Source organism: Kocuria sp. CNJ-770, from assembly GCF_001942375.1.
GTDB lineage: Bacteria > Actinomycetota > Actinomycetes > Actinomycetales > Micrococcaceae > Kocuria > Kocuria oceani.
Genome location: NZ_MKJW01000105.1, coordinates 1 through 24169 on the forward strand (window position 1 = coordinate 1; position 24169 = coordinate 24169).

The 24169-nt window shown below is 71.9% G+C and carries 27 protein-coding genes, 1 tRNA gene and 1 pseudogene; 17 read left to right on the plus strand and 12 right to left on the minus strand.

Annotated elements, in window-relative coordinates; all coding sequences use genetic code 11:
* On the plus strand, positions 1-405 hold a 405-nt coding region (locus tag BJF77_RS12035; RefSeq protein ID WP_139318554.1), incomplete at its 5' end, for an integrase core domain-containing protein.
* 98 nt (positions 406-503) lie between these two features.
* Here the strand turns inward: BJF77_RS12035 and BJF77_RS12040 are convergent.
* From BJF77_RS12040 to BJF77_RS12050, 3 genes are all read right to left on the minus strand, one after another.
* A complete protein-coding gene (locus BJF77_RS12040) occupies positions 504-1037 on the minus strand; it encodes a GNAT family N-acetyltransferase (RefSeq protein ID WP_075872302.1) in 534 nt (177 codons plus the stop codon).
* A 129-nt stretch (positions 1038-1166) separates the two neighbouring features.
* Positions 1167-1580, minus strand: a complete 414-nt coding sequence (locus tag BJF77_RS12045) for an ASCH domain-containing protein (protein WP_075872303.1) — start codon at positions 1578-1580, stop codon at positions 1167-1169.
* A gap of 157 nt (positions 1581-1737) precedes the next feature.
* Positions 1738-3015: an amidohydrolase family protein gene (locus BJF77_RS12050; protein WP_075872304.1), complete on the minus strand. Its 1278-nt coding sequence runs from the start codon at positions 3013-3015 to the stop codon at positions 1738-1740.
* Positions 3016-3069: 54 nt separating this feature from the next.
* On the opposite strand from BJF77_RS12050, the gene BJF77_RS12055 reads away from it, so the two are divergent.
* The gene (locus BJF77_RS12055) at positions 3070-3843 is read left to right on the plus strand and encodes a MerR family transcriptional regulator (RefSeq protein WP_075872305.1); all 774 of its coding nucleotides are present in this window, start codon (positions 3070-3072) and stop codon (positions 3841-3843) included.
* 167 nt (positions 3844-4010) lie between these two features.
* Positions 4011-4532: a hypothetical protein gene (locus tag BJF77_RS12060; protein WP_075872306.1), complete on the plus strand. Its 522-nt coding sequence runs from the start codon at positions 4011-4013 to the stop codon at positions 4530-4532.
* A gap of 384 nt (positions 4533-4916) precedes the next feature.
* Here BJF77_RS12060 and BJF77_RS12065 read toward each other — a convergent pair whose 3' ends face one another.
* On the minus strand, positions 4917-5186 hold the full coding sequence (locus BJF77_RS12065; RefSeq protein ID WP_139318555.1) for a hypothetical protein: 270 nt from the start codon (positions 5184-5186) through the stop codon (positions 4917-4919).
* A gap of 171 nt (positions 5187-5357) precedes the next feature.
* Positions 5358-5951, minus strand: a complete 594-nt coding sequence (locus BJF77_RS12070) for a recombinase family protein (protein WP_075872308.1) — start codon at positions 5949-5951, stop codon at positions 5358-5360.
* 447 nt (positions 5952-6398) lie between these two features.
* On the opposite strand from BJF77_RS12070, the gene BJF77_RS12075 reads away from it, so the two are divergent.
* The 7 genes from BJF77_RS12075 to BJF77_RS20585 all read left to right on the plus strand — a co-directional run bounded on the left by BJF77_RS12075 (position 6399) and on the right by BJF77_RS20585 (position 10721).
* The gene (locus BJF77_RS12075) at positions 6399-7574 is read left to right on the plus strand and encodes a PP2C family protein-serine/threonine phosphatase (protein WP_075872309.1); all 1176 of its coding nucleotides are present in this window, start codon (positions 6399-6401) and stop codon (positions 7572-7574) included.
* A gap of 215 nt (positions 7575-7789) precedes the next feature.
* Positions 7790-8509, plus strand: coding sequence for an MBL fold metallo-hydrolase (locus tag BJF77_RS12080; RefSeq protein ID WP_075872310.1), 720 nt, complete (start codon positions 7790-7792; stop codon positions 8507-8509).
* A 141-nt stretch (positions 8510-8650) separates the two neighbouring features.
* On the plus strand, positions 8651-9013 hold the full coding sequence (locus BJF77_RS12085) for an STAS/SEC14 domain-containing protein (RefSeq protein ID WP_075872311.1): 363 nt from the start codon (positions 8651-8653) through the stop codon (positions 9011-9013).
* A 394-nt stretch (positions 9014-9407) separates the two neighbouring features.
* The gene (locus tag BJF77_RS12090) at positions 9408-9965 is read left to right on the plus strand and encodes a GNAT family N-acetyltransferase (RefSeq protein WP_075872312.1); all 558 of its coding nucleotides are present in this window, start codon (positions 9408-9410) and stop codon (positions 9963-9965) included.
* A 40-nt stretch (positions 9966-10005) separates the two neighbouring features.
* Positions 10006-10200 carry a hypothetical protein gene (locus BJF77_RS12095; RefSeq protein WP_075872313.1) on the plus strand — a complete coding sequence of 65 codons (195 nt, stop codon included), beginning with the start codon at positions 10006-10008 and terminating at the stop codon, positions 10198-10200.
* A gap of 23 nt (positions 10201-10223) precedes the next feature.
* Complete coding sequence (locus tag BJF77_RS12100; protein ID WP_075872314.1) at positions 10224-10547, plus strand: hypothetical protein; 324 nt, start codon at positions 10224-10226, stop codon at positions 10545-10547.
* A 6-nt stretch (positions 10548-10553) separates the two neighbouring features.
* A complete protein-coding gene (locus BJF77_RS20585) occupies positions 10554-10721 on the plus strand; it encodes a hypothetical protein (RefSeq protein WP_158041255.1) in 168 nt (55 codons plus the stop codon).
* A gap of 144 nt (positions 10722-10865) precedes the next feature.
* On the opposite strand, the gene BJF77_RS12105 is transcribed toward BJF77_RS20585, so the two are convergent.
* Entirely contained in the window at positions 10866-11642 is a 777-nt protein-coding gene (locus BJF77_RS12105) for an HAD-IIA family hydrolase (RefSeq protein ID WP_075872329.1), read from the minus strand.
* Positions 11643-12083: 441 nt separating this feature from the next.
* On the opposite strand from BJF77_RS12105, the gene BJF77_RS22370 reads away from it, so the two are divergent.
* The 4 genes from BJF77_RS22370 to BJF77_RS12120 all read left to right on the plus strand — a co-directional run bounded on the left by BJF77_RS22370 (position 12084) and on the right by BJF77_RS12120 (position 14563).
* Complete coding sequence (locus BJF77_RS22370; RefSeq protein WP_075872315.1) at positions 12084-13190, plus strand: excalibur calcium-binding domain-containing protein; 1107 nt, start codon at positions 12084-12086, stop codon at positions 13188-13190.
* A 257-nt stretch (positions 13191-13447) separates the two neighbouring features.
* The gene (locus BJF77_RS20110) at positions 13448-13633 is read left to right on the plus strand and encodes a hypothetical protein (RefSeq protein WP_139318556.1); all 186 of its coding nucleotides are present in this window, start codon (positions 13448-13450) and stop codon (positions 13631-13633) included.
* 195 nt (positions 13634-13828) lie between these two features.
* Positions 13829-14140 carry a hypothetical protein gene (locus BJF77_RS12115; protein WP_075872316.1) on the plus strand — a complete coding sequence of 104 codons (312 nt, stop codon included), beginning with the start codon at positions 13829-13831 and terminating at the stop codon, positions 14138-14140.
* Between the two features lie 123 nt (positions 14141-14263).
* Complete coding sequence (locus BJF77_RS12120; protein ID WP_075872317.1) at positions 14264-14563, plus strand: hypothetical protein; 300 nt, start codon at positions 14264-14266, stop codon at positions 14561-14563.
* 159 nt (positions 14564-14722) lie between these two features.
* On the opposite strand, the gene BJF77_RS12125 is transcribed toward BJF77_RS12120, so the two are convergent.
* Both BJF77_RS12125 and glgA read right to left on the minus strand, forming a co-directional pair.
* Positions 14723-14808: transfer RNA gene (locus BJF77_RS12125), tRNA-Leu, on the minus strand.
* Between the two features lie 127 nt (positions 14809-14935).
* Entirely contained in the window at positions 14936-16129 is a 1194-nt protein-coding gene (gene glgA / locus BJF77_RS12130; protein ID WP_075872318.1) for a glycogen synthase, read from the minus strand.
* 212 nt (positions 16130-16341) lie between these two features.
* Between glgA and glgC the strand changes: the two genes are divergently transcribed.
* Positions 16342-17586, plus strand: coding sequence for a glucose-1-phosphate adenylyltransferase (gene glgC / locus BJF77_RS12135; protein ID WP_075872319.1), 1245 nt, complete (start codon positions 16342-16344; stop codon positions 17584-17586).
* Positions 17587-17640: 54 nt separating this feature from the next.
* Here glgC and BJF77_RS12140 read toward each other — a convergent pair whose 3' ends face one another.
* From BJF77_RS12140 to BJF77_RS12150, 3 genes and pseudogenes are all read right to left on the minus strand, one after another.
* Positions 17641-18495, minus strand: a complete 855-nt coding sequence (locus tag BJF77_RS12140) for a transglutaminase family protein (RefSeq protein WP_075872320.1) — start codon at positions 18493-18495, stop codon at positions 17641-17643.
* A complete protein-coding gene (locus BJF77_RS12145; RefSeq protein ID WP_075872321.1) occupies positions 18492-19418 on the minus strand; it encodes an alpha-E domain-containing protein in 927 nt (308 codons plus the stop codon). Before BJF77_RS12145 ends, BJF77_RS12140 begins: the two co-directional genes overlap by 4 nt.
* Positions 19412-21030 (minus strand): annotated as a pseudogene (locus BJF77_RS12150) (circularly permuted type 2 ATP-grasp protein). Before BJF77_RS12150 ends, BJF77_RS12145 begins: the two are co-directional and overlap by 7 nt.
* A gap of 228 nt (positions 21031-21258) precedes the next feature.
* Here BJF77_RS12150 and BJF77_RS12155 point away from each other — a divergent pair.
* Together BJF77_RS12155 and BJF77_RS12160 are read left to right on the plus strand one after the other, a co-directional pair.
* Complete coding sequence (locus BJF77_RS12155; RefSeq protein WP_075872322.1) at positions 21259-22239, plus strand: glycosyltransferase family 2 protein; 981 nt, start codon at positions 21259-21261, stop codon at positions 22237-22239.
* Complete coding sequence (locus BJF77_RS12160; protein ID WP_255396245.1) at positions 22239-23108, plus strand: glycosyltransferase family 2 protein; 870 nt, start codon at positions 22239-22241, stop codon at positions 23106-23108. Before BJF77_RS12155 ends, BJF77_RS12160 begins: the two co-directional genes overlap by 1 nt.
* A 43-nt stretch (positions 23109-23151) precedes the next feature.
* On the opposite strand, the gene BJF77_RS12165 is transcribed toward BJF77_RS12160, so the two are convergent.
* A complete protein-coding gene (locus tag BJF77_RS12165; RefSeq protein WP_075872324.1) occupies positions 23152-24153 on the minus strand; it encodes a UDP-glucuronic acid decarboxylase family protein in 1002 nt (333 codons plus the stop codon).
* Positions 24154-24169: the final 16 nt, after the last annotated feature.

The window sequence follows — 24169 nt, forward strand, 5'->3', positions numbered from 1 at the left end:
GCTCTGGCCGATGAGAAGGCGGTGACGACGATCGGATTCTTCTGCCGAGCCCGGGCGTTCTTCGCCGCCCACGGCATCACCCGGCTGCACCGGGTGGTCACCGACAACGGCGCCAACTACAAGGCCCGCGACTTCACCCGCACCGTGGAGGCCCTCGCCGGCCGGCACCAGCGCATCCGCCCCTACACGCCCCGGCACAACGGGAAGGTCGAACGGTTCAACCGGCTGCTGGCCGACGAGGTGCTCTACGTCCGCCCCTACGCCAGCGAGCAGGCCCGCCGGGACGCCATCGCGGTCTGGGTGAATCACTTCAATTACCATCGGCCCCACACCGCCTGCGGCGATCAGCCCCCGGCCTCACGCACCCCGGCCCGAGTCAATAACGTCACGCCCTCTTACAGCTAGGTAAACCGCGGCATGGGTCGGTGCTACGGCCGTTGAGGCAGCCTGTTCGAGGCCGGAGGCATATCGTGACCAGGCTGCCGCACCACAGGACAAGAACGTCAACGCTTTCGGAAGACCCGGCACAGCCTGCCCTCGGCTAGGACCTCCTCCACGAGTTCCAGCCCTGCTTTCTCGAGGACCCGCTGCGAAGTGACGTTCTCCGCGAACGTCTCCGCCCAGACCGGCAGGCCCAGCTCCTCGCCGATGTCGACGAGCTCGGTGACCACCTCGGTCGCCAGACCGCGCCCCCACACCTCCGGTCGCAGTGCGTACCCGACCCACAACTGCCAGGACTGCTCCTCAGGACCCGGCTGGAGACGCAGCGTGGCATCCCCGATCATCCGACCCTCTAGGAGGACCGCCACCCCGCGCACGAACCACCCCGGCACCGGATCCTGCCCGGACAAGCGAGACTGAATGCGCTCCTGCACCCCATCGCGCGACAGCGGGGCATGGCCCAAGTGCTCGGTGACGTGCGGGTCACCCCGGTAGACGAGCATCGCCTCCAGGTCGGCATCCTGTACGGGGCGCAGCAGGCATCGGTCGGTGTGCCGAGGCCACGCCCCGGCGATCGGGTCAGGCGGATCGAACATGTCCCCAGTCGACCATGCGTGCGCGGCACCACAGCGCGCAGAACCTCTGGTGTCGCTTCAGAACCCCAACTGCAACGGGTCTGATCCAGGAATCATGCGGCTCTGAGGCCGCCGATGAGGGTACTTCCGCTAGTCCTGCAGGAGCCGGAATCGCTCCAGCACCACAAGCGTGTCGTCGTCCAAGTCCCGCACTGGGGCCTCGGCACACGCCTCCGGCGGCGTGGCCGTCCAGAACACCTCGTGAGCCTCCCGCCACTGGGACACGCTGCGGTGCCCCTCGCCCTCGGCCAGCACGTGCTCCCAGGGCACCTCGGCCAATCGCATCGTGGCCACCTCGGTGATCTCCAAGGTGGCAACCACCCGCCCGGTGGAGTCCATGAGGGCCTGACATTCGCCGAGGCGCGGCAGGGGCTGGCCCTTGGCTTCGTAGTCACCCAGCAGCGACGATGTGCCTGTCTTCGTGCCGGACCGGATCAGCTGGACGAGCCGGTCCCGCAACGGTCCGGGTGCCGCGAACTCGGCCACCGGCATCGATTCATCCATGGGTCGAGTATGCCGCCCAGTGACCCAAAAGGAGCGCACTCGATGCTACGGGCAACGCGCTCACACGGGAATCAAGTGCCCACCAACGAACCCCAACTGCAACAGGGTTCATTGGCGGTTTCTCGATCGGTCCGCTGGGGCTGGTCGAGTGTCGCGGTCAGGAGGTGAACTGCGGCCACACCTGGTGGATGGCGGTGATGATCTTCTCGTTGGTGGCCTGCAGTGCCGCCAGGTCGGTCTCCTCCTCAAGGCTGCCCCGATACCCGTCCAGATCCACTGCCACACCCTGTTTCCATACGGCGGTGATGTCCTGGGTGGCGGTGATGCCTTCATCCGGGCGCCCGGCCACGAGGACGAGATCGGCCCGTGCCCCCGGGCGGATCACCCCGCGGTCCTGAAGGCCGAAGGCGGCCGCCGGGCCGGAGGTCGCCGCGGCCAGTGCGTCCAGCGGGCTCAGCCCGGCGGCCACGAGATGCTGGAGTTCCCGGTGCAGGCTCGCCCCGTGGACCAGACCCGGGTTGGGGGCATCGGTGCCGGCCAGGATCGGCACCCCCCGGGCGTGCAGTGCCCCCACGTTGCGCCTGGCGGCGGCGAAGTCGGGCGCCCCTGGGGGCATCCACCGCTTCCCCTGGCGCTGGAGCATCCCGGTCCATCCCGATCCCAGGCGCGAAGCCAGGCGCGACTGGCCCAGTAGCGGCATGGTGCCGTCCGGGCCCGGGAAGCCGTCGGCGATGCCCAGCGTGGCGATCACCGGTATCCGGGATGCGGCCAAGACCTCCAGCTGGGCCTCGTTCAACGGCTCGAACGGCACGTGGGCGAGGACGTCGACGCCCTGGGCCACGACGTCGACGGCGGCCGCGGCACTGGTGACGTGGGCGACCACCAGCATCCCGCCCGTGTGGGCGGCCCGGACCAGGGCGGCCACCGTGGGCAGATCCAAGGAGGGCATGCGCATCGGGGCGGTCGAACCGTCGTCGTAGAAGACCTTCAGATGGGTCGCACCCTCTCCCCTGCGGTCGGCGACGAAGGCCGCGGCGTCTGAGGGTCCGGTGACGTAGGGAAAAGGTGCGTAGGCCATCGTGGGATGCCCACCTGGGGCGGTCGCCCCGATGCTCGAGGTCCTGATCTGCGCCACCTCCGGTCGGTGGTTGCGGGCCAGGACCGGGGTGATCACCTCAGGTTTGCTGAACTGGTCGATCCCGGTGGTCACCCCGAACGTCACCGCCTGGTGGGCGGTCCCGGGCAGCAGGTGCAGGTGCGCATCGATGAGCCCGGGCAGCAGCGTGGCCCCACCGGCCTCCACCACGATGTCCCCGGCGGCCACCAGCCCAGAGGCCCCTACTGCTTCGATGCGCCCGTCCACCACGCGCACCGTGTCATGGGCGCTCATAGTGGTGCCGTCGAAAATCCTCGCGTTATTGATCGTCAGTGCCATGGCTTTCACGGTAGAAGTTGACGCTACGAGAAGGTCAAGGCGATACGGTGGAGCGTGCGCTACTCCATCAGCCAGCTCGCCACCATGGCCGGGATCAGCGCCCGGACCCTGCGCCACTACGACGCCATCGGGCTCCTGGCACCGGCTGAGATCGGGGCCAATGGCTACCGTTGGTACGGCCGGGAGCAACTGCTGCGTCTGCAGCGCATTCTGTTGCTGCGCGAAGTGGGTGTGCCGCTGGGGCAGATCGGGCAAGTGATCGACGGGCAGGTCAACGAGATCACCGCCCTGCGCGCCCAGCGCGCACAGATCCTCGCCGAACAACACCGTCTGGGCACCGTGATCGAAACCATCGAGGCCACGATCACCGACCTCACCGGCGCCCACACCATGGAACCTGCGGACTTCTTCCGCGGCCTCCACCACGACCGTTCCCGCCTGAAGCACCGGCTCGAAGCTGCCCACGGTCCAGTCGTCGAGGACGCCTTCACCGCCGTCGACACCGCCACCGACGGCTGGGAAATGACCGACTACGAACAAGCAGCCGCCGAGAACCGGGCCCTGCTCCACCGTATGGCCGAACTCATGCAACACCAGGTGCCACCCGATGACCAGGACGCCCAAGAACTCGTCGAAAAGCACCACGGGGCCATCGCCCGGTACTGGGAACCCCATGCTGCGGCCTACCGTGCCCTGGCCGATCTCTACCTCAACGACGAGGAGCAACGGGCCTGGATCGCTGACATTGACCCCGCCCTCCCCGGCTGGCTGGCGACAGCAATGAAGACCTACGCCACACACCACCTGCGCGACGCGACCACGCCCTGACCCTTGGTGGGAATCCCTAATGCAACGTGCGCGGGAATAGGGACTGCCTGCACCTTCCGGGCAGCTGATCCACGTCATGTGCCCGCCCTGCCACGCCCTTGCCTGGGTGCCGCCTCGGGGCGTGTGAGAGTCTGGCCTCGTCCCCACCACTCTCCCTTGGAGCCCCCTTGAACGCTGCCGCGCCCTGCCCTGCCGTCGAGAACCTTCCGGTCGTCGACTCCTTCGCCGTCGCCGCCCAGGTCCGCATGACCGCCGCCGGTACCCGCGCGCGCCTGGCGGTCGCCGTATCGCAGGACGCACGGGTCAGCTCGAACACCCTGATCTCCACGCTGCTGACGCTGGGCCGCCAGGTGCTGGAGGAGTACCGGCTCACCGGACAGGAGCTGCCCGAGGTGGAGGTCACCGCGGTGGAGCGCGTCGAGACCGTCCCGGCGACCGCGGCCGCCGCCGGGTTCACCGTCGGGGTCACCAACGACCTGGAGGCCAAGCGCTCCATGCTCGTGCTGGATTCGGATTTCTTGCTGGGCAACGACGGCGGGGTGCTGCTGGCAGCTGCCACGCTGCTGGCCGGCGCCGAGCACCTGCTCGACCCGGAGCCGGCTGGCCGCTCCAGCCACACCGGGCGCAAGCACCAGCCCTCCTCGCCCAGCCGCCGGCGCTCTGGCGGCCGCGGGCGCGGCCACCGCTGAGCCTCCCGAAGCTCTTCGCACTGCCCCGGGACAGGAACCCCTATTGCAGCATCACTCTCGCAGGCAGTGACCGGTAGAGCGACAGTCCCGGTACGCCCACGCAACAGGGACAGTCCCCGTGTGCGGCTGTTCGCCCTCAACCTCCGGGGCGCCATGGACCACCGGACGCTGCTCGAGGTCGGTGCGATCGCCAGAGTCGACCACACCGCGCTCTACCCGTGCCCTCGACGCTCACGCCTGACCCGACGGCTATACAATCGCCCGTCTTGAGGTCCGCTTAGGTGCCGGTCTGTGGCCGGCCTTCCACGGTTGAAGCCGATCCGAGCACGACGGCAGTGAAGGGCCCGCCGCCGGCAATCCGGTGACGGGCCCTTCGGCCTGCCGTCAGCTGAGGTGGTGCAGGTCGTCGACCAGGTACATGTGGATCTGCCGGGTCTCGACGTCCAGGGCCCGGACGAACATCGCGTTCGGCTCCGCGGCGGTGCTGATCAGATGGTTCGCGGCATCGGTGGTTCCGGGATCGCTGAGCAGCTCCACGACGTGTCCGGTCAGCTTCACCTGCACGCGGTCACCGCGCTCCCACTCGTAGTTCTCCACGGTGCACTCCTTGCTCTCGTCGGTCCCCCGCAGTGCGCGGACGGTCACAAGCACCATGGCCCGCTTCGGGGCGCCGGTGGTGGATGCACCCCCGTGTCGCGTCCCGATCAGACCTCGGTGGCCCCCAGGCACAGCTTCAGCAGGTCCTTCTCCATCTCTCAGTGGGCGTCGATCAACAAAATCCGGTGTACGGCATGTGCATCACGATGCCCACAGGCACCGGCGGCCTCAGGTTGTCGTCGCCAGCGGCAGCTCCCGGATCCGCCGGTAGAGGGTGGCCCGGGACATGCCGAGATCCTTGGCCACTTGGGTGGCCGGCTCACCGCCCTCGATCAGCCGCAGTGCGTTGCGGATCTGGGAATCGGTGAAGGTCTGGCGCCGCCCGCCGAGGTCCTTGCCGGCAGCCCGACGTTTGGCCACCGAGTCGGTGATCCGCTCCCGCTTGATCTCCAGCTCCATCTGCGCCAGGGCCGCCATGACGGTGAAGACCATTGAGCCCATCGGAGTCGCGGTGTCCACGTCTCCCCCACCGAGGTTGAGCACCCGCAGACCGGCGCCCCCGCCTCGTAGAGCTTCGGCGAAGGTCAGCATGTTCTGCGTCGACCGCCCCAACCGGTCCAACGTGGTGATGACTAACGTGTCACCCTCTTCGAGCGCAGCGACCGCCCGGTCGAACTGTGGACGCGACGCACGACCTCCAGACACTCCACTGTCGACATAGAGGTCATCGCGCCGCACCCCGGCATGCAGGAGGTCAGCCACTTGACGGTCGGCGTCCTGCTGACGCGTCGACACCCTGGCATACCCGATTAACTTCCCCACGTCCACCTCATCTGTCTCGCAACTGACGTTGAGTATCCAAGTCTAGGGGCATGGATAAAGCACAAGGATGCGAGACACTCAGGTCCCCGGAAACATGCGGGCGCAAATTTTTCGGATGAGACGTCTCGCATCCCTTGGATTGCGAGAGGATCACCTCCGGCCCACACAGACTGTGTCCGAACTGCAGGGCCGGACACGTTACCGCAAGTGCCACATGGTGGCCAGGCGCCCTCCCATCAGCACGAGAGCAGCGCAAGGCGGGCCCGTCCGTCAGCGAGTCGTCCTGGCCACGTGTGCGGCCCTCGGCGCAGGTCGCACACCGGCCCGCGCAGCGCCTGGGCCGTGCGGCCCAGCGTCGGCGCACAGACGTCGCTGGGACCCGGTCGCGAGGCAGACCGTCGACGTGGCGACGTGGCACGCGCGACATCGATCGGTAGCGTGGATCGTATGCAGACGCACATCGATCACCAGGAGCAGGCGCGGGTCGCGGCCCTCCACGACCTCAAGATCTTGGACACACCACGGGAAGAGCGCTACGACCGTGTCGTCCGCATCGCGCGGGAGGTCTTCCAGGTGGCGGCCGCCGCGGTCAACCTGATCGACACCGACCGCCAGTTCACCAAGGCCGAAGCCGGGTTGCCGGGACTCGTGCACACCCCGCGCACCGATTCCCTGTGCAATCACACCGTCGCCCGTGACGCGCCGCTGATCGTGCCGGACGCGACCACCGAGGAGCTGTTCCGCGGCAATCCGTTCGTGACCACCGATCCGCCGGTGCGCTTCTACGCCGGTCAGCCGCTGCACGCCCCCGGTGGGGAGGCGGTGGGCTCGCTGTGCCTGGTCGACCATCACCCCCGGCAGCTCAGTGACCGGGAGCAGCGCGTGCTGGCCGAGCTGGCCGAGTGGGTGGAGCGCGAGCTCGCCGCCCAGGGAGAGCTCGACCGCGCCGAGCAGATCCAGCAGATGCTCATGCCCAAGACCGATCCGGCGCTGCCGGGGTGGGAGATCGCCGGGCGGTGCACCGCCGCGCAGTCGATCGGCGGGGACTTCTACGACTGGTTCCGCAACGGGGACCTGCTGCAGCTGACGCTGGCCGACGTGATGGGCAAGGGCATCCCGGCGGCGCTGCTCTCCGCCTCGGTGCGCGCGGTGCTGCGCGGGACCTTCCAGTACAACGAGCCGGCCCAGGCGATCGCCCGTGCCACCGGGGCCCTGGACCCGCTGCTGGAGGAGGCCGGAGCCTTCGTCACCGTGTTCACCGCCCGCCTGTCCTCCACGACCGGGGTGCTCGAGTACGTGGACGCCGGTCACGGCCTGGCCCTCGTGCTGGGGCCTGATGGTGCCCACAGGCGCCTGGAAACCTCAGGGCCTCCACTGGGCGCAGTGCCCGGGACGCAGTGGCGGATCCACACCACGGTGCTGGAGGCCGGCGAGACCCTGTTGGTGGTCTCCGACGGGTTCCTCGACTACTTCGCCGACATCGACGAGGCGATCGCGAGCGCCGCGGCGGCCAACGCCACGGCGGCCACGGCCGCCGAGCTGGTCGAGCGGTGCACCGGCTACGCCAGGTCCGCCGGTCTCGACGACGACTCCACGGTGCTCGCCCTGCGGCGTACGGTCTGAGCCCGGGTCAGAACCAGCACGGGGAGAGCGATCGCCGCGGGCTCGATGCAGGCGGTCGTCCGGACGGCCGCAACGAGCAGCTCCTCGGTCTCGTCCTGGGCTTGCCGGCCCGGACGCGGGAGGCGATGCGGCCCGTGGACCGGCTCAGCCGACGGTCCTGCGGAGGGCCGACCGTCGCAGCGGCGACGGGAGACTCAGAGCACCGACTGTCCTCCGTGTCCGCCACACACGTCGCGCACCGGAGCGTCCCCGGCGACCGGGACCTCGTGGAGGCCTCCATCGACGCCGCCGGCGCCACCGGTCTGCCCGAGGCCGTGGTCGTCACCCACGCCCACGGGGACCACATCGGCACCCTGGACCGCTACATCGCCGCCGGCGTCCCGGTGCACTGCGCGGCCGCCGAGGTCCCGAACCTCACCGGTACGGCCCGCGAGCAGATCGGCCCGAGGGAGTCCCTGCCCCGGGCGGTCACCTCCCTCGGCTGGGCGACGTGGTGCCTCCACGCCCTGCGTGCCGGCGGCCTGAAGGATGTCACCGTCGAAGGCACCGCCCTGACCCCGTTCAACGAGGCCACCGAGGTGCTGGACCTGCCCCGTTCCCCGCGGCCGGTGGCCACCTCGGGCCACACCTCCGGGCACACCGCCTACCTGGTCGGGGACACCGGGATCCTGGCCGCCGGGGACGCCGTGGTCACCGGGCACCGGACGACCACGGCGAGCGGGGTGCCGCACCTGTTGCCGGAGCCCTTCCACCACGACCTCGACGACGCCGGGACGGCGGCCCGCGCGCTGCTGTCGGGGGTGGACTTCGACGTCCTGGCCCCGGGCCACGGCCCGCACGTCCGCGTGCCCGCCGGCCGGCGCCTCACGATCGACCGGAATGTCCGCGCCCGCACCGGTGGGCGGCGGGGCGCGGCAGGCGATCCTCGCCGCTGACCCCGCCGGGATCGATCCTCCCCAGGGGGTCCTGACACCCCCGGGGTGTCACGGCCCGGCGACCTGTTGAGTGCCGGCACCACCGGTCCTAGCCTGGAAGCCGCAGATCCGCTCCGCCGCGACCCAGGAGGAGAGCCGGCCATGCTGGAGACCACGGTGCAGTCCGGCACCAACATCGTCACGATCACCGCCGACGGCGGGGTCACCGCCGAGGACATGCAGCGCATGCGTGCGGTCCTCGACGAGGTCGTCCGCGAGCACGACAGCGTGCGGATGGTCGCCGTCCGGGGCGACATCGACCTCGCCGACATCTCCCCGAGGGCGCTGTGGCTGGACCTGAAGTCCGCCGGCTACCTCAAGAGGCTCGAGCGCCTGGCGGTGGTCACCGACGTCGACTGGGAGGCGAAGCTCTCCGAGTGGACCACCGACCTGCTCCACGTCCCCACGCGCCGGTTCCGTCTCGACGAGCGCACCGCGGCACTGGCCTGGATCAGCCAGCCCTGACCCACGCCGCTCCGTCACGACTCCACGATCCCGATCGTCGACCCGTCCGGGCGGCAGGAAGTGCGGCCGGGACGTGCTGCACCCCGCATCGGGCTCCACCTGCCGCGCTGGACCACTCCATCGGTCCGGAGCCCGGCCTAGTGCACGTCTCGGGGCCCTGGTCCGCGTCCGGGCGCGGAGCACACCTGGCCGCGGCTGCTGCGGTCCGCGTCGGCTCGTCGGCCTGCCGCGAGGGGGACGAGACCCCCACGAGGGCACACTCGGCGTCCCACCACGGGGAGCACGCAGGTGTCCCGGTGCCCACGACCGCTCGAACCCTGACCCGCGCTCCCGGGCCGCCCGCAGGACTCGATGCCCCCTACAGGTCAGCTGCCGGTGCCGCTACGATCGCCCCATGTCCTCCCCCGGCATCGACGTCCGCCCCGCCACCGCCGACGATTACCCCGCCGCCGCCGAGCTCTACCGGCGGGTCGCCCGGGGCCGGGAGCTGTCCCGCGCGCGGTTCACGGCGTGGCGGGACACCACCACGGTCGCGGTCGCGCACGGGGACGTCGTCGGGCTGTGCCACGGCAACCACGCCTCGGCGACCTGGCAGAGCTTCGTCGTGGAGCCGGAGCCGGCGCTGGAGTGGCGGTGCAGCTACCTCGACACCCTCGTCGTGGCCCGTTCGCACCGCGGCCACGGCGTCGGGACGGCGCTGCTCGAGCAGTTCCTGGACGCCGCACGTGCGGCCGGCAGCACCTGGGTGGTGCTGCGGCCGGTGCCCGCCGATCCGCGGGAGGGCTTCGACGAGCTGCTGGCCTTCTACGGGGCGGCCGGCTTCGTGCCGCTGCGGCACCGGCTGACCCACGGGCTGACGAACGCCCTGGTGCTCGGCCGCGCCGTGGTCCCCCGCCCCGACCACGTCATCCGGCCGCTGGAGGTCGACGCCACGGTCCCCGGCGGCCGCTGATCGTGGTGCCTCTGCGGCGGCGCCGCAGTAGATTCGGAGGATGAGCATCGTCGTTCCCGCCGCCACCGACCTCGTCGAGCCCGGCTCACCGGCCGGCATCGTGCTGTTCGTCCTGGTGAGCCTGGGCCTGATCGGCCTGGTCGTCACGATCCTCCTGCGCACCCGTCGTCAACAGCGTGACGTCCCGCCCCGTCCCCGCGGGGAGGACCGCGAGCCGGGCGCCGACGGCGACTGAGCCCCACCCGGAACGGAGTCGCCGTGCCCGACGACAGCATCGCCGCTCTCGAGGCGCTCGTCCTCGCCCTGCCGCTGCTGGTCCTGCCGGTGCTGATCATCGCCCAGCTCGTCGTCGAGGCCCCGGTGCTGCGCCGGGCACCGGTCTCGACCCGGCGCCGCACCGCGGCGACCGTGCTCGCCGTCCTGTCGCTGCTCGCCGCGGCCCCGCTGCTGCTCATGGCGTGGTTCCTCGGACTGTTCGGGTTCCTGCTGCTCGGGGGCCTGGCGATCCCGGCGGTCCTCACCCTGGTCCGCCTGAGCCGGCTGCCACCGCCGCCGGTGCCGGGGACTCCCCGGGGAGTCTGACCCGCCATGGACTTTCCCGGGGTGCCCGCCGGGCGGCACATCGTGCGCGGCGCGGCGTTCGGCGCGGCCGCCGGAGCGGTGCTGGCGCTGTTCACCCGGAACGGGCACTTCATCGACCTCGGCGTCCTCGTCGGGGGTCGCCCTGGACCTGCTCCGGGCCCGGGTGCGTGGTGACCTCCCGGCGCCGGCGGCGGATGATGGACCCATGACCGGCACCCCGCGCAGCCGACGCCTGGATCCGCTGCAGGCGGGCTCGCTCTGCGGGCTGGCCGTCCGGGTGGGTCGGCGCGGCACGCTCGACCGCGCCGCGGCGCCGTGTCAGACGAGATCGATGACGTCGGCGATCGAGTCCAGCACCCGCCCCGGGCGGTACGGGTACCTAGTGACGTCCGCCGCCCGGGTGGAGCCGCTGAGCACCAGGATGGTCTCGAGTCCGGCTTCGATGCCCGCGACGACGTCGGTGTCCATCCGGTCACCGATCATCACCGTGGTCTCGGAGTGGGCCTCGATCCGGTTCATCGCGCTGCGGAACATCATCGGATTGGGCTTGCCCACGAAGTACGGAACGGCCCCGGTGGCCCGGGTGATCAGGGCCGCGACCGCCCCGGTCGCCGGCAGCGGCCCCTCCGCCGAGGGACCCGTGGAGTCCGGGTTGGTCGCGATGAAGCGTGAGCCCGACTCGATCAGCCGGATCGCCTTGGTGATGGCCTCGAACGAGTACGTCCGGGTCTCCCCCAGGACCACGTAGTCGGGGCTGACATCGGTGAGGGTGTAGCCCACCTCGTACAGCGCGGTGGTCAGGCCCGCCTCACCGACCACGTACGCCGACCCACCCGGGACCTGGTCGGCGAGGAACCCCGCGGTGGCCAGCGCCGAGGTCCAGATCGACTCCTCGGGAACGGTCAGGCCGCTCTTCGCCAGCCGGGCCGCGAGGTCGCGGGGGGTGTAGATGGAGTTGTTGGTGAGCACCAGGAAGCGGCGCTCCCGGTCGACGAGTCTCTGCAGGAAGTCCGCAGCGCCGGGAAGGGCCTGGTCCTCGTGGACCAGCACCCCGTCCATGTCCGTCAACCAGCACTCCGGGTGGGACCTGTCCATCACCACACCTCGTCTCCAGGATCTCGTGGGCAACCTTCCACGATGCTACTGCCAGGACGGGCGCCGGCGGCGGCCCGGGGCTCCTGCCGGCCAGTCAGCGGCATCGTGCGTCCCGCGCGGGCCACCGGCTCCCCGACTTCCGCGCAGCGGGTGTCCCCTCGCTCCCTGTGTGCATCCGGCCGCAAGGGACCACAGGATCGAACGGTGCTGATCTCCGGTGCGCGGCCGGGACGGGTGCCGCTGTCCCGGGTGGGCCGGACGGCCGCTGGAGCCGGCCGGCTCCCGTCGTCCCGGCGCACGTGGCAGGCACGGGGCGGGGGCGTCACATCGGGCGCGCGTTCGCATTGGTGACCGACCGGTAGGAAGATGAGAACGTCTCGATCCCCCGCGCCGGCCACGCCCGATCCCCGTGGCACCCGACGCCCTCCCCCCTGGAGCGACATGACCTACACCCTCCCCTTCCGCTCACGCGCCCGCACCGCCGCGGCCTGGACCTCGGCGGCCATGGCCCTGGCCCTGCTCACCGGGTGCTCCAGTTCCGTGGCCGACGCCGGCGCAGACTCCGCCGCCACCGGGAGCACGACCACCACGCCCACGACCCCCAGCACTCCCGCCGAGACCGCCTCCGCTCCGACCGAGCCGACGGCGGCCACCGCATCGGCGGCTGCCTCCTCCGAGGCGCTGACCGCGCTGAACGGACTGACGGTCGCGGCCCGCGGCACCATGTCCGACTACGACCGCGAGGGACTGTTCGGCGGGTGGATCGACGCGGACGGCGACTGCGAGGACACCCGTCAGGAGATCCTCAACCGCGACCTCGACGACGTCGTCTCCGCCGACGGGTGCACCGTCGACTCCGGGGTCCTGGACCCTGACCCCTACACCGCCACCACCATCGACTTCGTGCGCGGCCCGGCCACCTCCTCCGACGTGCAGATCGACCACGTGGTCTCACTCGGCAACGCCTGGATCACGGGGGCTCGGAACCTGACGGCGGACGAGCGGGTGGAGCTGGCCAACGACCCGCTGAACCTGCTGGCGGTGGACGGGCCGACCAACCAGGCGAAGTCCGACAAGGCCGCCGATGCGTGGCTGCCGCCGAACGTGGACTTCCGGTGCGAGTTCGTCGCCGTCCAGATCGCGGTGAAGGCCAAGTACGAGCTGTGGGTCACCGCCCCGGAGAAGACCGCGATGACCGAGGTGCTCGCCGGCTGCGCCGGCCAGGAGCTCCCCACCGGCGCGGTCCTCGCCGACCTCGCCGCCACGGTTCCGGAGCCGGTCGTGGACGCCCCCGAGCCGGCGCAGGAGGCCCCGGAGCCGGAGCCCGCCCCGGCGGCACCCGCGCCGGTCGCCCCGGAGCCGGCCCCGGCGGCTCCGGCCCCGGTCGCTCCGGCCCCGGAGCCCGAACCGGTCCCGGCAGCACCGGCCGTCGGGTTCGCGAACTGCACGGAGGCCAGGGCCGCCGGTGCGGCCCCGCTCCATGTCGGCTCCCCGGGCTACGCGCCCAAGCTGGACCGCGACGGCGACGGAGTGGCCTGCGAGGGCTGAGCACGGCTCCACCCGCACGAAGCCCCGCCGCTCCGCGGCCCCACAGGAACCGGGACGGCGCGGTTTCACCGTTCACCCGGCCGCCGCTCACGAGGACCGGGGAACGCCGGCCGCGGCTGCGGTCGACGTCGCCGGGGCCGTCCCGTCGGCTCCGGGTCCGGGGCACCGCGCACCCGGGCCGGGTCGCAACCACGGCAGCCCCGGTCACAGACCGGTCGCGTCTGGAACACCCGCGCGGTGCGTGCCATCATGCCCGCATGACGCACATGAGGAAGAACGTGACCGCTCCGGCCCGCCACCAGGCTCCTCTTGCCGAGGAGCTCCGTGTGCCCTTCTGGATCGTGCTCGCCGGGGTGGGTGCCGGCGCACTGTGGGCGCTGGCGGGCGTGGTCGTCGGCTCCTGGGTGCGCAGCCGCGGCCTCCGCGCACGCGGCGCGCACTGACCGGCTCCCTTCACGACGGCTCCCCGGCCGGAGCCGGTGGCCCGTCGCGCCCGTCGAACGCGGCGCCGCCGCGCACGCGGCGCCCACGAGGACCCGCCGAGGTCGCCCGGCAACCCCATGTCGTGCTGCCCGCGGAGGAGGCCGCGGCGCCGGTGAACACCGTGCACCGGTGGGCGAACCAGGGCTCGTCCACCGGTGCGGGCCCTGGCGCAGATCACTCCGGCCAGCGAGGGGTTCGAGAAGGGGCTGCCGATCCTCTACGGGTTGGCCGGCGACGGGGTGTCCACCTCCCAGGGTGTGCTGCGCGACCCGCTGGTGGCGGCGTGGATCATGGAGCTCACCGACATGCGCCTGCCCGGAGTCTCCCGGGTGGCCGGGCCGGTGATCCACGCGCTGCCCCGGCAGCCGGCGTGCGAGCTGCGGCAGCAGAGCCCGCCACGTCGTCCGTCGCGGCGTGGTCCGGACCGGGGCGCGCCGCGCCGGTTTCCGGCTCCCAGCCACCGATAATGGTGTCCGGTGAGCACCACGGTCCCGCGCTCACCATTCCTTCCCCCATCGGCCTCTCCTTCCCCGGAGGTACCCCATGCCCGCTTCCCCCTGCTCGCGCCTCCACCCCGCAGGCGGCACCCGATGATCCTGCCGGTCTTCGAGCCTGCCCTCCCCGTCCTGCTGGCCGCCACCGGATCCATCCTGGCCGTCGCCGGGCTGCTGATCATCGCCGGCCGCCGACGCCGCGGCTTCGTCGCCGTGGGCGCCTGCGTCCTGGTGGCCGGCGTGGCGATCATCTCCCCTTCCACCACCTCGCACACGGCCCGGGCCACGGTGAACGCCACCTCCGAGGCGATCACCGGGCTCACCGGTCGCGCCGATCCGGGACCTGACCCGGCGGACGGGGAGATCGTGGCCGTGGAGACACGGGCGGCCCCCTGAGAAGCGCCGCGTCGCGGCATCGCCCGGGTCAGTGGTCCGTCCTCGTGCGCACGCTGCCCGGTGCGGGCCACGGACACGACAAAAGCCCCGTCGTCGGCAGGACCTTCGTTCCTGTCGACGACGGGGCTTCCGTCCCGGGCCTGAACCGCCCGATTCCTGTGCGCGAGGGGGGACTTGAACCCCCACCCTCTAATACGAGGACTAGCACCTCAAGCTAGCGCGTCTGCCTATTCCGCCACCCGCGCGAGTGGATCCAGGAGGAACGTCGTACCGTTTCCGGCCGTCCTTTCCTGAACGCAACAGGAAATAATCTACCACAGGCCGGCCCGCAGTTCACATCGGGGCCGGCGGCGCCGAGGCCGCCCGAGCGGCTCACAGCACCGAGCGGTAGACCTCCACGGTCCGCTCGGCGATCGACTCCCAGGAGAAGTGCTGCTCGGCGCGGCGGCGTCCGGCCGCGCCCATCTCGCGGGCCCGCGCCGGGTCGGTGACCACGTCGGTGAGCGCGGCGGCGAAGTCGGCCACGAACTTCTCCGGGTCCAGGGGCGTGCCGGTGCCGTCCTGGACCTGCTCGAGCGGGACCAGCCGGCCGGTCTCGCCCTCGACGACGACCTCGGGGATGCCGCCCGTGGCCGAGGCGACCACGGCGGTGCCGCAGGCCATGGCCTCGAGGTTGACGATGCCCAGCGGCTCGTAGACCGAGGGGCAGGCGAAGGCCGTGGCCCCGGAGAGGATCTGCACGATCTCCCGGCGGGGCAGCATCTTCTCGATGAGCACCACGCCGGAGCGGGTGGCCTTGAGCTCGTCGATCAGCGCGTTGACCTCGGCCCCGAGCTCCGGGGTGTCGGCCGCGCCGGCGCACAGCACGAGCTGGACGTCGTCGGGCAGCTGGGCGGCGGCGCGCAGCAGGAAGGGCACGCCCTTCTGCCGGGTCACCCGGCCCACGAACGCCACCGACGGCCTGGCGGGATCGATGCCGTAGGACTCGAGGACGTCCGTGCCCTCGTCCGGGACCCACTGGCTGACGTCGATGCCGTTGTGCACGGTCCGCACGCGCTCGGGGTCGACATCGGGGTAGGAGCGCAGGATGTCGTCGCGCATCCCGTCGGAGACGGCGATGATCGCGGCGGCGGCCTCGTAGGCGGTCTTCTCCACGAAGGAGGACACCGCGTAGCCGCCCCCGAGCTGCTCGGCCTTCCACGGGCGGAGGGGCTCGAGCGAGTGCGCGGAGAGCACGTGCGGGATCCCGTACATCAGCGACGCCAGGTGCCCGCCCATGTTGGCGTACCAGGTGTGCGAGTGGACCAGGTCCGCGCCGGCGATGTCGTCGATCATGGCGAGGTCGACGCCGAGGGTCTGGATCGCGGCGTTGGCGCCGCTGAGGTCAGCGGGCACCGGATAGGCCTGCACCTCCACGCCGTTGACCCGCGGCTCGCGCGGGGCACCGAAGCACCGCACCCTCAGGTCGACCAGCGGGGCCAGGACCCGCGAGAGCTCGGACACGTGGACTCCGGCGCCGCCGTAGATCTCGGGCGGGAACTCCTTGGACAAGATATCGACTCGCACGGTCCCGAGCGTACTGCAGGATCGCGGCGTTGCCACGGGTACGCCACCGTGGGACGCCGACATCCCCAGTTCTGATGACACATCGGCACGGCTGTGTCCGGGATCGCACGGCATTCCGCGTGTTAAGACACAATGAAGGCGCCTGTCGAGTGGTTCCGCACCGCGAGGCGGAGAGGTTGCGCCCGTTGCCGTCGAAGTCAGAGAGGTCCTCAATGCCCCACCGTAAGAAGGTACTCGCCATCGTCCTGGCCGGAGGCGAGGGCAAACGCCTCATGCCGCTGACCGAGGACCGCGCCAAGCCCGCGGTGCCCTTCGGGGGCAGCTACCGGCTCATCGACTTCGCCCTGTCCAACATCGTGAACTCGGGCTACCTGCAGGTCGTGGTGCTGACCCAGTACAAGTCCCACTCCCTGGACCAGCACGTCTCCCAGACCTGGCGGCTGTCCACCCAGCTGGGCAACTACGTGGCCACCGTGCCCGCGCAGCAGCGCCGCGGCAAGGACTGGTTCCTGGGGTCGGCCAACGCGATCTTCCAGTCGCTGAACCTCGTCGACGACGCCCGCCCGGACATCGTGGTGGTCGTCGGCGCGGACCACGTCTACCGGATGGACTTCTCCTCGATGGTCGACTTCCACGTGGAGTCGGGCGCCCGGGCCACGGTGGCCGGCGTGCGCCAGCCCATGGAGATGGTCACGTCCTTCGGGGTGATCGAGACCGACCCGCAGGACGTCACGAAGATCACCCGGTTCGTGGAGAAGCCGGAGAGCACCGCGCCCCTGCCGGACGACCCCAACGCCTTTTTGGCCTCGATGGGCAACTACGTCTTCGACACCGATGCCCTCGTCGAGGCGCTGCGTGCGGACGAGGGCAAGGAGGACACCGCGCACGACATGGGCGGGGACATCATGCCGTGGTTCGCGGACCGCGGTGAGGCCGCCGTCTACGACTTCACGCACAACGACGTGCCCGGCTCCACGGACCGGGACCGCCAGTACTGGCGCGACGTCGGCACCCTGGACTCCTACTACGACTCGCACATGGACCTGATCCGTCCGCTGCCGGTCTTCAACCTCTACAACTACGCGTGGCCGATCTACACGCACGAGCTCCAGGCCCCGCCGGCCAAGCTCGTGCGCGGCCCGCACGGGGAGGGCGGCATGACCACCGACTCGATCCTCTCCGCCGGGGTGCTCGTCACCGGCGGCCGGGTCTCCGAGTCGGTGCTCTCCCCCAAGGTGCTGGTCAACAACGACGCCACGGTCAGCCAGTCGGTCCTGCTGCCCAACGTCCAGGTGGGCGAGGGCGCGGTGGTCGATCGGTGCATCCTGGACAAGAACGTCGTCGTGCCCCCCGGCGTGCAGGTGGGCGTGGACCGCGAGCTCGACCGCTCGCGGGGTCTGACGGTCACGGCGTCCGGGCTGACGGTGGCGCCGAAGAACTTCCGCTTCGAGCGGTAGCACCGACGACGACGCAGCCGCCCGCCCTCCCGGGGACGGGCGGCTGCGTCGTGCTCAGGCGGTCTGGGTGACCTCGACCGTGACGTCGAGCCCGGAGGTCCCGCCCCCGCCGGTGACCATGCCCTTGAGCGGGGTGACGTCGGTGTAGTCGCGGCCGCGGGCGACCGTGACGTGGAAGTCGGTCAGCCGGGTGTGGTTGGTCGGGTCGTAGGCGCACCACCGGTCGTTCCACCACTCGACCCAGGCGTGGGACTCCCCGGGCACGGTGCGTCCGATGCCGGCCTCGTAGTCCGGGTGCAGATAGCCGGAGACGTAGCGGGCGGGGATCCCGATGTGCCGCATCATCCCGATGGCCACGTGCGCGAGGTCCTGGCAGACGCCCTTCGCCTCCCGCCAGGCGGCCTCCGCGTCGGTGTGCACCCCGGTGACGCCCGGGACGTACTGCATGTGCGTGGCGATCCCGGCGAAGATCGCCGCTGCCGCGGCGGCCGGATCCGCGGACTCCTTGCGGATCTCCTCGGCGACCCGCTCCAGCTCGGGCCCGATCCGCGTCAGCGGGGTCTGCGGGACGTGGTCGGACACCGCGTCCAGCACCTCGGGCACGGCCAGCTCCTCCCAGCTGAGGCCGTCGGCGGCCTCGTCCCCGGGGCGGCGGTTGACCTCGACGGTGGCGGAGGAGCGGATCTCCAGGTGGCGGTGCCGGCCCTGGATGTCGAAGGCGGCCACCCGGGTGCCCCAGTAGTCCCGGTAGTTGCTGACCGTGGCGATGCCCGGGCTCAGTGTCAGCTCCGCCTCCAGGACGATCTGCTCGTCGTCGGTGATGGGCGTCATCCGGGCCTCGTTGTAGGACTTCGAGACGCTGTCGTTGTAGTCGTAACGGGTGACGTGGTCGATCTTGAGCCGGGTCACAGCATGCCTCCGAACCAGGACGCCTCGAGGGCGTGCGAGAAGTACTTGGCGCCCACGGACTCCGACGCCCTCGCGCACGCGGCCTGGACGTTGTTCAGGTGCTCGGGCAGCACCGCGATGAGGTCCTCCGCGTGGTGGAACTCCAGGGCCGTGCGCGCCTCGCCGATGATCCGCCGGGCGTCGTCCTTGAACCCGACCCGCTGGATGCCCGGCTCCAGGTTCACGAGGATCTCCTCGGCCGTGGTGAGGGCGTGCAGGATGGAGCGCGGGAAGAGCCGGTCCAGCAGCAGGAACTGCGTGGCCGACTCGTCGCTGAACGTCCCGTAGCGGGTGCGCAGGAACGCCTCGTAGGCCCCGGCGCAGTGCAGGATCGACACCCAGGACATGCCCGAGGTGGACGTGGAGCGGGTCCACAGCAGTCGCGAGGTCATGTCCGCCCGCTCGATCGCGGCGCCGAGGGACAGGAACATCCACGACTCGTCGTGGGACATGGTCATCTGCACCTGCCCGCGCACGGTCGCCATCCGCTCCACGGTCCAGTGGCAGACGCGGAAGGTCCCGACCACGTCCCGGCGGTGCTGGCCCAGGCCGTAGTAGGTGGAGTTCAGCGACTCCCACATGGCCGAGGAGACGGTCTCCCGGGCACGGCGGGCGTTCTCCCGGGCCGCGTGCAGGGAGCCCGAGATCGAGGTCAGGCAGTCCCTGTTCCAGGCGAGCTCGTGGATCATCGACCGGACGCTGTAGTCCCCGTCGGCGGGTTCCACGCCCATGACCGCCATGATGCGCCGCACCTCGGCCTCCTGCTCGCCCACGGGCAGCTGGGTGATGCGCTCGAGGTGGACGTCCAGGATCCGGGCGACGCCGTCGGCGCGCTCGACGTAGCGCCCGATCCAGAACAGGGACTCGGCGATCCGGCTCAGCATGAGGACTCCTTCCCGGGGCGGGTCGTGGGGGCGGCGGCCCGCCCCTGCTGCTGCTGCTGCTGCTGGTCGCTGTCCGCCTCGTCCTGCCAGGACGCGGACACCGGCCAGGTGTGCACCGAGGAGTCCACGTCCGGCGGCGGCGCCTGGCCCGGGTCGAGGTCCTGGGTCTGGGGCTGGCCCAGCACCCAGGTGTCCTTCGAGCCGCCGCCCTGGGAGGAGTTCACGATCAGCGACCCCTTCTGCATCGCCACGCGGGTCAGCCCGCCGGGCAGCACGTACACGTCCTCGCCGCTGTTCACCGCGAAGGGACGCAGGTCCACGTGGCGGGGGCTGAACTCCCCGTCCGCGAACGTCGGCACGGTGGACAGCTGGAGCACGGGCTGGGCGATCCAGCCGCGCGGGTCGGCGAGCACCTTGGCCCGCAGCTCCTCGAGCTCGGCCGCGGTGGCCTGGGGGCCGATCACCAGGCCCTTGCCGCCGGAGCCGTCCACGGGCTTGACCACGAGCTCGTCCAGGTGGTCCAGGACGTAGGCGCGGGCCTCGTCCTCCTCCAGCCGGTAGGTGTCCACGTTGGGCAGCACCGGCTCCTCGTCGAGGTAGTAGCGGATCAGCTCGGGCACGTAGGAGTAGGTCAGCTTGTCGTCGGCCACGCCGTTGCCGATGGCGTTGGCGATGGTCACGTTGCCGGCCCGGGCCGCGTTGACCAGCCCGGAGCAGCCCAGCGCGGAGTCGGAGCGGAAGTGCAGGGGGTCCACGAAGTCGTCGTCGATGCGCTTGTAGATCACGTCCACGCGCTGCTCGCCGTCGGTCGTGCGCATGTAGACCTTGTCCCCGCGCACCACGAGGTCGCGGCCCTCCACGAGCTCCACGCCCATCAGCCCGGCCAGCAGGGTGTGCTCGAAGTAGGCGGAGTTGAACACGCCCGGGGTGAGCACCACGACCACCGGGTCCTCGGCCGCCTCGGGGGCGGTGGCGCGCAGCGCCCGGTAGAGGTGCCGGGGATAGGCCTCCACCGCACGGATGGGCTGGGACATGAACGCCTCGGGCAGGCCCTTGGCCATGGCGCGCCGGTTCTCGATCACGTAGGAGACCCCGGAGGCACGCGCACGTTGTCCTCGAGCACCCGGAACACCCCCTGCTGGTCGCGCACCACGTCGATGCCCGCCACGTGGATCCGCACCCCGCCCGGCGGCCGGAAGCCCCACACCGCGCGGTGGAAGTGCGCGGAGGAGGTGATCAGCGCCCGCGGCACGATGCCGTCGGCGACCACCCGCTGCTCCCCGTAGACGTCGTCGAGGAAGCACTCCAGCGCCCGGACCCGCTGCTTCACGCCCCGCTCGATGACGTCCCACTCCTCGGCGGTGAGCACGCGCGGGACGATGTCCAGGGGGAAGGGCCGCTCCTCCCCGGCGAAGTCGAAGGTCACGCCGCGGTCGAGGAAGGACCGGGCCATCGAGTCGGCGCGCGTGTTGACGTCGCTGAGCGACAGCTCGCCCAGCACGCCGCCGACCTGCTCGTAGCCGGGCCGGGACCGCTGGTCCCCGGTGAACATCTCGTCGTAGGCCGCCGCGCCGGACATGTCGGCGGCGTAGTGGTCGAACAGGTCGGGCATGTCGGGCGATCACACGCCTTTCGGGATCGTGGCGGTCTGTACCCGCAGTATGGACGCGCCGTATTTCGCAGTGGTAACCGGGATGCCGGACGTGCTTCCGATTCTGTCACGCGCCGCACCGGGGGACCCGGCAGGACGTACCCCTACGATGGGATGGCGCGCCCGCCCGACGCGGACGCGCCGCCGCCCCGGACGCCGGGCGCGGCGGGCCCGAGCGGAGAGGAACCGATGGACGCCCCGGACCCCCAGCACCGCGTCACCGTGGTCGTGGCCACCCGCAACCGGCGGGAGGAGCTCGTCGAGCACCTGGGACGGCACGAGGGGCCCGTGATCGTCGTCGACAACGCCTCCACGGACGGCTCCGTCGAGGCGGTGCGCGCGGCGCACCCGCACGTGCAGGTCGTGCCCCTGCCGCGCAACGTCGGCGCGGTGGCCCGCACCGTGGGCGTGCGCCTGGCCCGCACCCCCTACGTGGCCTTCGCCGACGACGACTCCTGGTGGGCCCCCGGCGCGCTCGCCCGCGCGTCCGCCGTGTTCGACGCCCATCCCCGGCTCGGCCTGCTCGCCGGGTCGATCGCCGTGGGACCCGAGGAGCGTCCCGACCCCCTCAACGCCGTGCTGGCGGCGTCCCCGCTGGGCATCCCCCCGGGGTGCCCGGGCCCCGCGCTGCTCGGCTTCGTGGGGTGCGGGGCGATCGTGCGCCGCTCGGCGTTCCTGGAGGTCGGCGGCTTCGACGACGTCGTGCGCTTCCCCGGCGAGGAGGAGCGCGTGGCCCTGGACCTCTTCGACGCCGGCTGGCGGCTGGCCTACGTCCCGGAGATCCGGGCCCACCACCACCCCTCCCCGCACCGGGAGACCAGCGACCGCCGCCGGACCGAGCTCGTGCGCAGCCGCGTGCTCACCGCGCTGATGCGCCGGCCCTGGCGCGCCGTGGGCCGGGAGCTGCGGGACGCCCTGCGCGCCGGGCGCCGGGGCGCCGCGGCGTGCTGGGGGCCCTGCCCCGGGTCCCGGCCGCCCTGCGGACCCGCCGCCGCATCTCCCCCGCCACCGAGGCCGCGCTGGCGCTGCTGCACGCCCCGGCCACCACCGACCCGCACCGCACCGACCCGACCGCCACCGATTCCACCGCCCCGGAGGACAGCCCGTGACCCGAGACCGCCCCCCACCCCCGCGACCGGCCCGGCCCCGACGAGCGCGTGGCGGTGGTGATGATCACCTACAACCGCCGGGACGAGGCGCTGCTGGCGCTGGCGCGGCTGCGCGAGCTGCCCGAGCGCCCGCACGTGGTGGTGGTCGACAACGGCTCGCAGGACGGGACCGCCGACGCGATCCGCCAGCAGCACCCCTGGGCGGAGCTGGTGGCGAGCCCGGTGAACCTCGGCGCGGTGGGCCGCAACGTGGCCATGGAGCGGGTGCGGACCCCGTTCGTGGCCTTCTGCGACGACGACACCTGGTGGGAGCCGGGGTCCCTGCGCCGGGCCGCCGACGCGCTGGCGGCCCATCCGCGGCTGGGCGTGGTCACCGGCCGGATCCTGGTGGAGCCCGGCGCCCGGGAGGACGCGATCAACGCGGAGCTGCTGCACTCCCCCGTGCAGGGCCCCGACTGGCTGCCGGGCCCGGCGCTGGGCAGCTTCCTCGCAGGTGCCTCCGTGGTGCGCCGCACGGCCTTCCAGGAGGTCGGCGGCTTCAGCGAGCGGCTGTGGCTCGGCGGGGAGGAGGAGCTGCTGGCCGCGGACCTCGCGACCGCCGGCTGGGAGCTCGTGCACCTGCCCGACGTGGTGGTCCACCACCAGGCCTCGACGGTCCGGGACCCGCACCTGCGCCGCCGGCACGGGCTGCGCAACACGCTGTGGTTCATCTGGCTGCGCCGGCCGCTGCGGGCCGCGCTGCGCCGCACCCGCGACGTGGTCGGCGGCGCGCCGCGGGACCGGGTGACGGCCCTGGCCCTGCTCGACGCGCTGCGCGGGGCGCCGTGGGTGCTGCGCGAGCGGCGCCCGCTCCCGGAGCGGGTGGAGCGGCGCTTCCTGGCCCTGGAGGACTCCCAGCGCAGCAGCGCCGCCCGCCGCTACGTCAGCTGAGCGCGGCGCCCGGCCCGGGCCCGGCACTTCCGCCGGGCGCGCCTCAGCCGAGACCCGGGGCGGCGGAGACCGGGCGGGCGGCGGCGCTCTGCCGGAACCACTCGACCGTGCGCTCGAGGCCCTCGCTCCAGGGCACCTCCGGGGCCCAGCCGAGGACCTCCGTGGCCAGCGCGGTGTCGGGGCGGCGCACCTTGGGGTCGTCGACCGGGCGGTCGACGAACTCCACGGCCGAGGAGGACCCGGTGGCGGCGATGACGTCGCGGGCGATCTGCAGCACGGACAGCTCGTGCGGGTTGCCGATGTTCATCGGTCCGCTGTGCCCGCTCCCGGCCAGGGCGAGGATGCCCCGCACCAGGTCGGAGACGTAGCAGACGGAGCGGGTCTGCTCGCCGTCGCCGGCGACGGTGAGCGGCTCCCCCGCGAGGGCCTGCCGGATGAAGGTGGGGATGGCCCGGCCGTCGAAGGGCCGCATCCGCGGGCCGAAGGTGTTGAAGATCCGCACGATCCCGGTGTCCACGCCGTGCTCGGCGCGGTAGGCGACCGTGAGGGCCTCGGCGAAGCGCTTGGCCTCGTCGTACACCCCGCGGGGGCCGACCGGGTTGACGTGGCCCCAGTAGCTCTCGGGCTGGGGGTGGACCTGCGGGTCGCCGTAGACCTCGGAGGTGGAGGCGAGCACGAACCGCGCGCCCTTGTCCTTGGCCAGGCCCAGGGCGTGGTGGGTGCCGATGGAGCCGACCTTGAGCGTGTGGATGGGCAGCTTGAGGTAGTCGATCGGGGAGGCCGGGGAGGCGAAGTGCAGGACCAGGTCCACGTCGCCGGGCACGTGCACGTAGTCGGTGACGTCGCACTGGACGAGCCGGAACCCCGGGTCGCCCACCAGGTGCTCGATGTTGGCCGCGGAGCCGGTCAGGAAGTTGTCCAGGCAGACCACCTCGACCTCCCGGCGGCGCAGCTCGGTGCACAGGTGGCTGCCGAGGAAGCCGGCGCCGCCGGTCACGACGGCGCGGCGGATCGGGCGGGTGGTCACGTCGGGCGTGGGGTTCACGGTGCTCCTCTGGATC